Raw genomic sequence first — 12,933 nt, 5'->3', positions numbered from 1 at the left:
TTGGTTGATGGAGATTCGCTTAAGCGGGTAAATCACTTCTTGGACAAACCTTGTTCTGCCTTCTTCAAATTTTTTTCGTAACCAAGCAATGCTTTCGGGCTACGTTGTGGATTAGCTTTCCCTAAGCGCAGCGCTTGCTCGAATTGTGTTTTTGCTTCTTCGAATTTATTCAACGCAAGTAGAGCCTCACCATAACTGTCGTAAGCATTGTCAGATTGAGGGAATCGCGCCACATTGTAGGCAAGTACGATTTCAGCGAGCAGTGGTTTCTTTGCTTTTTCAAGCATATCGAAACCAAGCTGGTTGATTTCAGATTCTGTCAATTGCGAAACTTTGAGCGCCTCATTGAGTGTGGCTGAAGCTTCTTGTACTTTGTTCGCGTTGAGTAAAGCATCGGCTTTCTCAATTTCTAACATCATCGCCTGTCGCGCTTTTTGTTTTGCTATTTGACGTTCACGTTTTTGCGTTTCTTTTTCGATATTGGTAACAACAAGATTGATCGCATCAATCACCAAATGCGGTTCGTCGAGTTGAATGTGATGTCCACTTTGATTCGTAACAACATGAACTCCATTGCTAAACTGTGCGAAAAAACGCGCGTGCAATTCACGTTTTATCGCGAGCGCAGGTGCGGTTTCTTGGTAGAAGGGATTGTTTCTGGCGACTTGGATGGAGCTCAAAATCGCCATCGGCATATCAGGAATTGCGGTGTTCGTAGGTAACTTGGCTTCGTCGAAGATTTTTTGCACCAACGCCAGGTCTGCCTTCGCAACGGGAGGTGCCATGCTTTCTAGGCGTTTTTGATCTTGCGCGACTTTTTCAGGATTGATTTTTCTAAGTTCGACTTCCAAAGTTTCATTGGCTGGGTCGACCAAGACGAAACCGGCGATTTGTTTAGGATACTTTGCAGCAAACTCACGAACCACCCAGCCACCGTAAGAATGCCCGACCAGAATAATTGGCGTTTTGATTTGCATTGTGTCGATTAGTTGTCTTAATTCTTCTGTATGTTGAATTAAGTTTAGCGGCTGTGCACGCGCTGGAGATTTGCCCACGCCTGCACGCGAGTACAAGATAATTTTTCCGTGCTTCGTTGCTGCGGGCGCTACTTTGTGCCACACACTAAGATCGCTCATGAAGCCCGCTTCAAAGATGATAGTGTAAGGACCATCGCCAGCTTCGAGGGTGTGAAGTTGGCCGTTGGTAACAGAGATCATTTTTTCGGTGCCTTGTGCCAACGTTGGTGAAACGCTGATGACATTGAGTGCAGCAACCAGAAAGAGGGCGAATAGGTTTTTCATGGTGTTCCTTTGATGTTTTTCATCATTTAGACATCGGTAGTGCTATTGGGGGAATCCAATATTTAACTATCTCAAATTATTTGCTACTTGTGTAGCATGCTGCAAGTGTAGCATTCGGCTTTTTGGAAAGTCAAGCAGAGTGAACTTCGAGATTTTTTGCCGAAAAATTCTTAGGGTGGTGAAGAAAGACGAAAGGCTTTGAGATAAAACTCACGTTTGCGCTAAGTTGATTGCAAACGTGAGATATTGAAAATGCTGCTAAATACCTCTACTTGTTGTGATAAGCAGCTTCAAGCTTGGCGACTTCGATCTTGCTCATCTCCATCATCGCTTTCATTACGCGCGCTGAACGCTCCACATCATCGTCTTGCAGCATGCTCACTAAACTGCGCGGTACGATTTGCCAAGACACGCCAAATTTATCTTTGAGCCATGCACATCGGCCTGGCGCGCCACCTTCAACTAAACGATCCCAGTAATGATCAACTTCTTCTTGGGTTTCGCAATCGACAAATAACGAGATCGCTTCTGTAAATGGAAATTGTGGGCCAGCGTTTAATGCAATGAAGGTTTGACCTTCGATTTCAAAACGCATGGTTAGGACTTTACCGTTGAGTTCGGGTACGGCATCTCCATAACGAGAAACATCGAGTATTTTGCTATTGGAGAAAATACTTGTGTAGTGATTGACAGCTTCTTCTGCGTTGAAATTGAACCACAAGCAAGGGGTAATTTTATTCATTGTTTTGTTCCTTAAAATTCAACCAATTTTTGGAAGCCACCATAAATCAAGCGTTTGCCATCGAAGGGCATGGGGATGCTCTCTGGTGAAAAACGTGGATCAGCCATCATTTTTTCCCAGGCAAGGTCGCGTACTTCTTTGGAGGGCCAGGTCATCCATGAGAAGACAACGGTTTCGTCTTCTTTAAGTAAGACAGCTTGTGGAAATGATGTCACTTTGCCAGGCTGAACATCGTCTGCCCAGCACTCGACGATGTTCAGAACACCAAATTCTTTGAAAAGGGTAGCAGTTTTGCGGGAATACTCCGCATAGACTTCTTTGTCTTTGGTGGCGACGGGAATAATAAAACCATCAATGTAGTTCATGATGTATGACTTCCTTATGAATGGGGGGAGCTGTTACTCGACGGTATCAAAGTTGCCATTACAGTGTAAGGAGAGGATGTTATTCAAGCAAGTCAAATTTAAATCCTTGATGGACTTAGCGAATAAAAACTCGTTTTATGTGGTCATTTCATAGCAAAATATGCCTAAAACAGCGGGATTTGCCCTGAAAAATGTGTCAAAATAACGGTTTTACGAAATTCTACTTGTCCAACAAAACGCTTTATTTCGTCTTTTTGTCGTCGATTGTCGCTGACGACAATGCCTTCTGTCTTTATCCCAGATAGAAACTCCTAGGAAAATGCGAGGAAAACTCATTTCCTTCTCGATGAAATTGGCAGAGCCATGTGTTGTTAATTGTCGGTAATAAATGCAGCTTGATCAGAGTTTGAGGCCGATTTTGCCTCCTCTCAGTATGTGTAGATAGCAGGATGGTTTCTCGTAAATTGCGATTTTTGATCGTTGTAAATGTCAACGATTTTTGAATTGCAGCGTTAAGATTGGTTTGTACTTGTTTATGATTTTTCTCACTCTGGAGTTTTAACATGTTTCAGCACGTCGAAGCCTACGCAGGCGATCCTATCCTCTCCTTGAATGAAGCGTTCGGTAAAGATACCCGCCCAAACAAGATCAATTTGTCGATTGGGATTTACTTTGACGACAATGGCAAGATTCCAATGTTGCCATCGGTACGTGCAGCAGAACTGAAAGTAGTTGAAGCGGCCGGTGCACGTCCTTATTTGCCGATGGAAGGTGCAGCGAACTTCCGTACAGCGGTTCAACATCTGTTGTTTGGCGCAGAACATGCGGCAGTAAAAGCAGGTCGTGTCGTGACTTTGCAAACAGTCGGTTCAAGCGGTGGCTTGAAAGTGGGTGCAGATTTCATCAAACGTTACTTCCCAAATACAACGATGTTGATCAGTGATCCAACGTGGGATAATCATCGCGCAGTATTTGAAGGTTCTGGTCTGGCTGTTAAAACCTATCCATACTATAACTCTGCAACGGGTGGCTTGCGTTTCGAAGAAATGCTGGCGAGCTTGAAGCAAGCGGAAGAAAAGAGTGTAGTCTTGTTGCACGCATGCTGCCACAACCCTACGGGCGTTGATCTGACGAAAGAACAATGGCAACAATTGGTGCCAGTGTTGAAAGAGCGCAATTTGATTCCTTTCCTCGACTTGGCTTACCAAGGCTATGGTGATGGTATTGAAGAAGATGCATACGCAATTCGCTTGATCGCTGATTCTGGCTTGAGCGCGTTTGTTGCGAACTCCTTCTCTAAGAGCATGAGCTTGTACGGCGAGCGTTGCGGTGCGTTAAGCGTGGTTTGCCCTGATGCAGCGCAAGCAGTCAATGTCTTGGGTCAATTGAAAGCGGGCATTCGCCGCAACTATTCAAATCCACCAATGCACGGCGGTCAAATCGTTGCTACGGTTTTGACAGATCCAGCTTTGCGCCCAATGTGGGAAGCAGAAGTAGTCGCAATGCGCGATCGTATTCAAGCAATGCGTCGTTCATTGCATGATGTGTTGACTGCCAAAGTTCCTGGTCGCGACTTCAGCTATTTCCTGACACAGCGCGGCATGTTCTCCTACACTGGTTTGACAGCAGAACAATGCGATCGTTTGAAAGAAGAGTTTGGTGTGTACTTGGTTCGTTCTGGTCGTATGTGTGTGGCAGGTTTGAATACACGTAACGTCGAAGCGACTGCAAACGCGATTGCGGCTGTATTAGCCTAATTTGAATTTCTGAGCTACCGTAATGGTAGCTCAGTGTCGGTTCGAATAAGTGCTTAAGTTAAATGCTTGAGTTAATTGCTCAAATTAATCGCTTGATTCAAGAAGATCGGTTCAACAATGGGTAACTCCAAATGATGAGCCGATTTTTTTACGCCTTCATTTTTTCTTGCCATATTTCTCTAAAGGCAGTTGTCAGATTTTTGGAGAAAAGCGGCGCATTAAATAAGGGGGATGACAGCGCTGCTTGACGCAAGCATTGTCGAGTTTGGCTGAGGCCATTGAGATCATTTGCCTTGGCAACAGCGATCGCGACGAAATCCTCCTTATCCTTGGCTACCCAATCTGGTATGCCAACACAAGTTAGCATACTTTCGCCTTGGCGGCTTAGTAAATCGCGACCGCGAAGGCTAAGTGTCGGGACTCCCATCCAGATCGCTTCGGCAGTCGTGGTGCCGCCGGGAAACGGATAGGTGTCGAGGATGATATCCACCTCGGCATGTGCCGCGAGGTAATCGGTGTAAGACATACTTCCATACAAGTCGATACGAAGGGTGTCGAACCCTTCTTTCGTTAAGCGTGCTAAAAATTCTAATCGCGCATCCTCGTGATCGAACGCAGCATTTTGCAAACGCAGTCGTGAATTTGGGACGGACTGCATCACTTGAGCCCAAAGTTGTAAACTTGAGCGATTAATCTTGCTCATCACCTGAAATGAACCAAACGTGATATGTCCTTTTTGTAATGCTGGACTTTGATTGGGTGTTAGAGGTCTAGTTGTCTGAGGGATGCTCATACACAAGCGCGACCCAGGCAAGCGATATGGCCTTTCAGTGAAGTATGCTTCATCCCCATCTTCGACTGACTTATCATCGACCAAGATGTAGTCGATTTCTGATAAGCCTGTACTTGCCCAGTATCCTAGCCATGCGACTTGAACTGGTGCTGGTTTCCTGCAAAATACAGCTAGACGATTTCGTTCAGTATGGCCAGCGAGATCAATCAAGATGTCGACACGATCCAACTGGATTTTCTCACTCAGTTCGTCATCATTGAGGCTACTTACTACATTCCATTCGCAAAACAGCTTCTTCAAACGTTGGCTAATTGCATCTTCAACAGGGTAGTTGGCATAGGCGATACATTGAAAATCGGTTCTCGAAATTTCAGCGAGCGCTGACTCAAGAAAAAGACCGACTGGATGTCCTCGTAAGTCACCAGACACAAAACCTAGTCTGAGCGGAGACGATTCATTTTTCTGGGAATGGAATCGTGCAGCTGGAGTGACTCCAACGCGAAGTTTTGCAGCGAAAGTTTTTGCTTCTTCGAGATAAGCAGTAGGCGTACATTGTTCATCGTAGCTCAGCGCGTAGAGTAAGTTCTGATGCGCAGTCAAATTTTTCTGGTCTAATTCGATCGCTTGTCGATACGATGTGACTGCCTTCGCAGTTTGTCCTTGAAGCTGATAGGATGCAGCCAGAAAGCTTAAAGCCTCACTATGTTTTGGATCTGTCGCTAGAATTTTCCGGAGTAAGTGTTGTGCTTGACTAAAGTTCTTTTTTCTTAAAAACAGGCAGGCAAGTTGTAGTTGAATATTCGGGTTGGATGCTTGTATTGTTGCAGCAGCTTGAAATTCTTTCAGCGCGCTATCTTCTTGATCGGCCTGTAAATGTAAGTGTGCTTTGTAGGCGTGAAATTCAAAACTATTCACGACAAAGAATGGGCGTGCGATGAAGCAAGTGATGGCAAGTGCAGGAGTGCCAGCGAGGACCAGAGCCTCACATAGTTCTTTTCGACAAAAATCGAAATCCGCTTGAATCGTGAGTGTCTTTTGATAGTAGTCAATTGCTTCGTGAAAGGCTCTTCTTTGCTTGTATAAATTCCCAAGGCTAAACAGGGCATCGACGTTACTTGGATCTAAATCGAGGGCGCGAGAAAATGAATTGTGTGCTTCTTCGTTGTCACCTGTTTGGGCGAGGATAAAGCCTAAGTTAACGAGGCTGGCGACATCATCTTTGTTCAAGCTCAGACTCTTACGGTAGCAATTAAGGGCTTCAACTAGATTATTTTGGTCGAGGAACTGATTGCCACGTTGACGCCATTGTTCAGAGCTAATTTTTTCTTCATCTGAAACTGTAACGGTGTTCGCCAGCGGAGGCTTGGTCTCGACGCTTGGTGTTATCACCGATTTGAGCCATTTGAGCATCGTTGTCCTCAGTTTAAATGGATAGCTCGCTGGCTAAACTGTCTGATTCGTTGATAAAACCGAGCGCGCGTTTCAAGGTGAGACTTTGACCTGTGGTCCAAGCCGCTAAATGTCGCGTTTGTTTTGACGGTTTAAGATTCAACAGGCCTTCACGATCCAATAAAGAGCGTAGACGTCGGGCGACGGCTTCACTCGTGTCGATCAAATAAATAGTCCTCTCAGTGTTTGGTAATTGCTCCGCTATCACCGCACGAATTTGCGGTGCCACGAAAGGGTAGTGAGTGCATCCTAAGACGAGAGTGTCGACATGCTTCTCTAATAACGGCGTCACATATTGACGCACGAGCTCTACAATTGCTGGCGAATTTAAATCACCTTGCTCGATCTGATTGACCAGACCAATACAGGCTTGGGGAATAAACGTGGTCTGCGTCTCGTCGGCTAATTGCGAGCTGAGCTTTTGAAATTTCTCACTCTGCAAAGTACTGCGCGTCGCCAAAACGCCAACCACTTTACTTTCGCTACGTGCGGCAGCTGGCTTGATACCTGGTTCCATGCCGATGATGATTAATTGCGGGTAACGTTGACGCAACTCTGCCACCGCTGCGGCGGTTGCCGTGTTACACGCAATGACCAGAGCTTTGATTCCTCTACTTAAGAAAAACTCAGTAATCTTGACACTGCGAGAGATGAGTTCTTCATTGGAACGTTCGCCATACGGTGCATAGGCGGAGTCGGCAAGGTAAAGGAATTCTTCGTTTGGTAATTCTTGGCGTAGATGTTGAACGACCGATAGGCCACCGATACCTGAATCAAATACGCCAACAGGCGCTTGGCTGTTGGCGTGTTGAACTGATTCAGTTGGTTCTTGTTGAACCTGAGTCATGGAGAGATTCTCAAGCAACGGGAATGATACCAATCTTTGCTTGCCATTCTTTCGGACCCGTATTATGGACAGACGTGCCGTTTGCGTCGACAGCGACTGTGACTGGCATATCGACAACGTCAAACTCGTAGATCGCTTCCATGCCGAGATCAGCGAAACCAACGACTTTCGCATGTTTAATTGCCTTTGAAACCAAATAAGCCGCACCACCGACTGCCATTAAATAAGCAGATTTGTGTTTTTTGATGGATTCGATCGCGACTGGGCCTCGTTCCGCTTTACCAATCATAGAAATGAGACCGGTTTTTTCGAGCATCATGTCGGTGAATTTATCCATACGCGTTGCCGTCGTTGGGCCTGCAGGGCCAACAGCTTCGTCGCGTACTGGGTCGACTGGGCCAACGTAGTAAATCACGCGATTGGTGAAATCGACTGGTAAAGTTTCGCCTTTCGCCAACATGTCTTGAATACGTTTGTGTGCGGCATCGCGGCCCGTGAGCATCTTGCCGTTCAAGAGTAAAGTTTGGCCTGGTTTCCAAGAGGCGACTTCTTCTTTGGTCAAGGTATTCAAGTCGATGCGTTTGGATTTTTCAGTGTCGGCAACCCAGTGTACGTCTGGCCAGTTGGATAGTGATGGTGGTTCCATGTAAGCAGGGCCAGAACCATCAAGTACAAAGTGCCCATGGCGAGTCGCTGCACAGTTTGGAATCATCGCCACTGGTTTAGAGGCAGCATGTGTTGGATACATGTTGATCTTAACGTCGAGCACTGTCGTCAAACCACCAAGGCCTTGTGCGCCAATGCCGAGTGCATTGATCTTGTCGCACAATTCAATACGCAGCTCTTCCGTTTTGTTTTGAGGTCCACGTAATTTCAACTCGTGCATGTCGATGTCTTCCATCAAGGATTCTTTCGCCATCAACATTGCTTTTTCCGCTGTACCACCGATACCAATACCGAGCATGCCTGGTGGGCACCAACCTGCACCCATCGTTGGAACCGTCTTCATCACCCAATCCACTAAGGAATCAGATGGGTTCAACATCACGAACTTCGTTTTGTTTTCCGAGCCGCCACCTTTTGCAGCTAATTGCACGTCAACGGTATTGCCCGGGACGAGTTCCATGTGGACTACCGCAGGGGTATTATCTTTGGTGTTTTTACGTTCAAATTGTGGATCAGCCACAATAGAGGCACGCAAGACGTTTTCAGAGTATGCATAGCCGCGGCGCACACCTTCGTTCACGGCATCGATGATAGAGCCCGTAAAACCTTCGAAACGCACACCCATACCAATTTTTAAAAACACGTTGACGATACCAGTGTCTTGGCAAATCGGACGCTTACCTTCGGCGCACATGCGGGAGTTCGTCAGAATTTGTGCGATCGCATCTTTTGCGGCTGGACTTTGTTCGATTTCGTAAGCGCGCGCTAAATGAGAAATGTAATCCGCAGGGTGGTAGTAGCTGATGTACTGCAGGGCAGCGGCGACTGATTCAATCAGATCATCTTGCTTAATAACGGTCATGATGAGGCTCTCTTGGAATATAAATGGAATTAATGTTTGTGCAAACTTTGCTGTGATTTAGTCATGAGTTGGTCGCAGTAAGCGATCGCAAGCGCAGACAATAAGAATACAACGTGAATGACGGTTTGCGCGATCAGTTCTTTGGCTTCGTAGTTTTTCGCATTGATGAATGTCTTCAATAAGTGAATGGAAGAGATGCCGATGATAGCCATTGCTAATTTAACTTTGAGGACGGTAGCATTCACGTGCGACAGCCATTCTGGTTGGTCCGGATGGTTTTCTAAGCCAAGGCGCGAGACGAAGGTTTCATAACCACCGACAATGACCATTACTAAAAGATTCGAAATCATGACAACGTCAATCAAGCCCAATACCACTAACATAATGGTTGTCTCATTGAGGGCGGTCACCCCTTTTGCAGCTTCTCCTGTGACGGAGACAGCTTTCAGTAAATGCAGAAGCGCCTCTTGATTACCCATGGCTGCACTCACTAAGTCAACGAGCTCAACCCAAAAGTGATAGACATAAACGCATTGCGCGAGAATTAAACCGAGATATAAGGGAAGTTGTATCCAGCGACTGGCGAAAATCAACGTTGATAACGGTGAGAGCGGGCGTGGAGTTTTTGTTTCCGACATGAGTGTTTAACCTCTAGATTGAATTCGATTGATTGCCATGTTGAGACAGCATTGCACCTATCTAAAAACTCCGACAGAAATGCAATCTCTACATAGGATTTTTGATACTTAAATTGCAGCAGTATTTTACACCGATGTGCATTAGATGTCTGCGCCTAACGGTATTTGACAATTGCTTGCGATAGATCAAACAAAACTGGTCTGACTACGTAGTAATACCAGTGATTTAAAAATAGCTTTTTTGAGCGTCTCGCCTTAGAATCAATGTCAAAAAATAAGAAGCGGTGAATATCAAAAAGCTTTGAAGTCGATTCGGCAAATATTCGTCAAGGCTTGCTTTTCTGTCTTTGGCTGCATTTGGGTGGTGACGAGGCTTTTTGATATTCACAACAGCATGGAGACAACTATGTCGGATCAAGAAGTCAAAACTGAATCACGTGTATTCCCACCGCCGGCTGCATTTGCGGCAAACGCTGCTATTTCTGGCATGGACGCATACAATGCACTATGCGCTGAAGCTGCCGCCGACTATGAAGGCTTTTGGGCCAAGCTGGCTCGTGAAAACCTCCATTGGCATAAGCCGTTCACTACGGTTCTCGACGAGTCTCAAGCGCCATTGTACAAATGGTTCGATGACGGCCTCCTCAATGTTTCCTACAACTGTCTAGACGTCAATATTCAAAAAGGTTTGGGTGATAAAACCGCCATCATTTTTGAAGCGGATGGTGGTGATGTTACCAATGTCAGTTACAAAGAATTGCACGCAAAAGTATGTCAATTCGCTAACGGTTTGCGTTCCTTAGGTGTGAAAAAAGGTGATCGAGTCGTCATCTATATGCCTATGTCCGTCGAAGGTGTGGTCGCGATGCAAGCTTGTGCGCGTATTGGTGCGACGCATTCTGTGGTTTTCGGTGGCTTTTCTGCGAAATCTTTGCAGGAACGTATCGTCGACGTAGGTGCCACGATTGTCATTACCGCTGATGAGCAAGTTCGCGGTGGTAAGCAATTGCCATTGAAAGCGATTGTGGATGAAGCATTGGGCTTAGGTGATTGCGAAAAAGTGTCAAAAGTCATTGTGTATAAACGCACAGGTGGCAACGCGCCATTTAATGCAGAACGCGATTTGTGGATGCACGATTTGGTCGCCAATCAAGCGACTGAATGCGAGCCAGAATGGGTTAACGCGGATCATCCACTCTTCATTTTGTACACCTCTGGTTCGACTGGTAAGCCGAAAGGTGTGCAGCATTCTTCAGGCGGTTATTTGCTGTGGGCGATGCTGACGATGAAGTGGACGTTTGATATCAAACCGAGTGATGTTTTCTGGTGTACTGCTGATATTGGTTGGGTGACAGGGCATACCTACATTACCTATGGCCCATTAGCGATGGGGACCACAGAAATCGTGTTTGAGGGTATTCCAACTTTCCCGAACGCCGGCCGTTTCTGGGACATGATCCAAAAACACAAAGCAACCATTTTCTATACTGCGCCAACCGCGATTCGCTCACTGATCAAGGCGGCGGATGGCGATGCCAATATTCACCCGAATAAATACGATTTGAGCTCCTTGCGCTTGTTGGGCTCTGTTGGTGAGCCAATTAATCCTGAAGCTTGGATGTGGTACTACAAAAATATTGGTGGCGAGCGTTGCCCAATTGCAGACACATTCTGGCAAACAGAAACGGGTGGTCACATGATTACCCCATTGCCTGGCGCCACACCTTTGGTGCCAGGTTCATGTACCTTGCCATTGCCAGGCATTATGGCGGCGATCGTCGATGAAACTGGTGCCGATTTGCCTAACGGACAGGGCGGTATTTTGGTCGTGAAACGTCCATGGCCTTCGATGATTCGTACGATTTGGGGTGACAATGAGCGCTTCAAGAAGAGTTATTTCCCTGAAGAGTTAGGTGGCAAGACCTACTTGGCTGGTGATGGTGCAATTCGCAACAAAGATACGGGTTACTTCACGATTACTGGCCGTATTGACGACGTCTTGAATGTTTCCGGACATCGTATGGGCACGATGGAAATCGAATCAGCGTTGGTGGCAAATCCTTTGGTGGCAGAGGCAGCTGTGGTCGGCAAACCAGATGATACGACCGGTGAAGCAATTTGTGCTTTTGTGGTCTTGAAGCGTAGTCGACCAACCGGCGATGAAGCGAAGCAAATTGCTCTCGAGTTGCGTAATTGGGTCGCAAAAGAAATTGGACCTATTGCGAAACCGAAAGAGATTCGCTTTGGTGATAATTTGCCGAAAACGCGCTCTGGCAAGATCATGCGTCGTTTATTGAGAGTCTTGGCAAAAGGTGAAGAAATCACGCAAGATATTTCTACACTGGAAAATCCAGCGATTCTTGAGCAGTTGAAGCAAGCCCAATAAAGAAGTGAGTGCAATAAGGCGCCGTTAAGAGTTCCTGCTCTTGGCGGCGCTTTTTCATCATATATTTGCAATTCTTTAGGGTCTTGAGCGATCGCTTTTTTTTCTCATTTGCTTAGAGTGATGTCTCATTAAAGTTTTCCCATCATATAAACAGGGGTATACTTGGGCCCAATCCGAAGTTTCTTCTTCGTCTTTGTTTTTCTCCAAGTTGAATGTTTGTGGCCTTCCTTGGCAATTTTTATTGAAACCGGCATGACTCCAGTTAAAGATCGTAAGCCTAAGGGCAGTTTTAAGTTATTTCCGCGTGGCGCTAGAAAAGCGAATGCAGAGACGGCTGCTGTAAAACGTACTCCATCCCGTGGTATTTATCTGCTACCGAATGCGTTCACTACAGCAGCTTTATTTTGCGGTTTTTATGCCATCGTTATGGCCATGAATCAAAAGTTCGAGCAATCTGGCTTGGCTATTTTCGTCGCTATGGTGCTCGATAGTCTCGATGGACGTGTAGCGCGTATGACCAATACACAAAGTGAATTTGGGGCGCAATATGACAGCTTGTCGGATATGGTGTCTTTCGGTGTCGCCCCAGCTTTGATCGCCTATGAGTGGGCACTCAAAGGCATGGGTAAGCTCGGTTGGTTAGCAGCGTTCGTTTATTGTGCTGGCGCGGCTTTGCGACTGGCACGTTTTAATGCAAACATCACTGTCGTCGATAAGCGCTATTTTCAAGGGTTGCCGAGTCCGGCCGCAGCGGCTCTGGTTGCAGGCTTTATTTTGTTGATGGACGATCTCGGTATCGCGGGAATAGATGTTCGTTGGTATGCGTGGAGCGTGGCCTTGTTTGCGGGCTTAACGATGGTGACGAATGTCCCCTTTTACAGTTTCAAAGATGTGAATTTAAAGCGCTCTGTGCCATTTGTCGCACCATTCTTAATTGTGCTGGGTTATGTTGCGGTCGTGAGTGATCCGCCGAAAGTTTTGTTTTCTTTGTTTGTGATTTATGCCTTGTCTGGTTATGTCTTATTGCTATGGCGTTGGCGCAATGGTCGCCCTGTGAGTATTGTTCAAATCTCAGCGGAGGAAGAAGCATATGAAGGGGATCGAGGCGACCTTAAGAAATAATTGAG

At 46.2% G+C, this 12,933-nt stretch carries 10 protein-coding genes; 3 read left to right on the top strand and 7 right to left on the bottom strand.

Going from position 1 to position 12,933, the window contains the following annotated elements; all coding sequences use genetic code 11:
- Positions 1 to 32: 32 nt before the first annotated feature.
- From H8K36_RS03240 to H8K36_RS03230, 3 genes are all read right to left on the bottom strand, one after another.
- Positions 33 to 1,301 carry an alpha/beta fold hydrolase gene (locus H8K36_RS03240; protein ID WP_186915107.1) on the bottom strand — a complete coding sequence of 423 codons (1,269 nt, stop codon included), beginning with the start codon at positions 1,299 to 1,301 and terminating at the stop codon, positions 33 to 35.
- 268 nt (positions 1,302 to 1,569) lie between these two features.
- The gene (locus H8K36_RS03235) at positions 1,570 to 2,043 is read right to left on the bottom strand and encodes a VOC family protein (protein WP_186915108.1); all 474 of its coding nucleotides are present in this window, start codon (positions 2,041 to 2,043) and stop codon (positions 1,570 to 1,572) included.
- Positions 2,044 to 2,054: 11 nt separating this feature from the next.
- Positions 2,055 to 2,408, bottom strand: a complete 354-nt coding sequence (locus tag H8K36_RS03230) for a DUF1428 domain-containing protein (RefSeq protein WP_186915109.1) — start codon at positions 2,406 to 2,408, stop codon at positions 2,055 to 2,057.
- 563 nt (positions 2,409 to 2,971) lie between these two features.
- Here H8K36_RS03230 and H8K36_RS03225 point away from each other — a divergent pair.
- Positions 2,972 to 4,165, top strand: a complete 1,194-nt coding sequence (locus tag H8K36_RS03225) for an amino acid aminotransferase (RefSeq protein WP_186915110.1) — start codon at positions 2,972 to 2,974, stop codon at positions 4,163 to 4,165.
- A gap of 148 nt (positions 4,166 to 4,313) precedes the next feature.
- Here the strand turns inward: H8K36_RS03225 and H8K36_RS03220 are convergent, their stop codons facing one another.
- From H8K36_RS03220 to H8K36_RS03205, 4 genes are read right to left on the bottom strand one after another with little or no spacing between them, the layout of a single operon-like run.
- Entirely contained in the window at positions 4,314 to 6,368 is a 2,055-nt protein-coding gene (locus tag H8K36_RS03220) for a tetratricopeptide repeat protein (protein WP_186915111.1), read from the bottom strand.
- Positions 6,369 to 6,381: 13 nt separating this feature from the next.
- The gene (gene murI / locus H8K36_RS03215) at positions 6,382 to 7,254 is read right to left on the bottom strand and encodes a glutamate racemase (protein WP_186915112.1); all 873 of its coding nucleotides are present in this window, start codon (positions 7,252 to 7,254) and stop codon (positions 6,382 to 6,384) included.
- A 10-nt stretch (positions 7,255 to 7,264) separates the two neighbouring features.
- Entirely contained in the window at positions 7,265 to 8,782 is a 1,518-nt protein-coding gene (locus tag H8K36_RS03210; RefSeq protein ID WP_186915113.1) for a fumarate hydratase, read from the bottom strand.
- Positions 8,783 to 8,811: 29 nt separating this feature from the next.
- Positions 8,812 to 9,420: a TIGR00645 family protein gene (locus H8K36_RS03205; protein WP_186915114.1), complete on the bottom strand. Its 609-nt coding sequence runs from the start codon at positions 9,418 to 9,420 to the stop codon at positions 8,812 to 8,814.
- 406 nt (positions 9,421 to 9,826) lie between these two features.
- Between H8K36_RS03205 and acs the strand changes: the two genes are divergently transcribed.
- Positions 9,827 to 11,806 carry an acetate--CoA ligase gene (acs, locus tag H8K36_RS03200; RefSeq protein WP_186915115.1) on the top strand — a complete coding sequence of 660 codons (1,980 nt, stop codon included), beginning with the start codon at positions 9,827 to 9,829 and terminating at the stop codon, positions 11,804 to 11,806.
- Positions 11,807 to 12,058: 252 nt separating this feature from the next.
- Complete coding sequence (gene pssA / locus H8K36_RS03195) at positions 12,059 to 12,928, top strand: CDP-diacylglycerol--serine O-phosphatidyltransferase (protein ID WP_186915116.1); 870 nt, start codon at positions 12,059 to 12,061, stop codon at positions 12,926 to 12,928.
- Positions 12,929 to 12,933: the final 5 nt, after the last annotated feature.

The sequence above is a fragment of the Affinundibacterium nitidum genome, assembly GCF_014284155.1.
GTDB classification, from domain to species: Bacteria; Pseudomonadota; Gammaproteobacteria; order Burkholderiales; family Burkholderiaceae_D; genus Undibacterium; species Undibacterium nitidum.
Note: the sequence above shows the minus strand (reverse complement) of the source record. Positions and strands in the feature narration are given on the sequence as shown.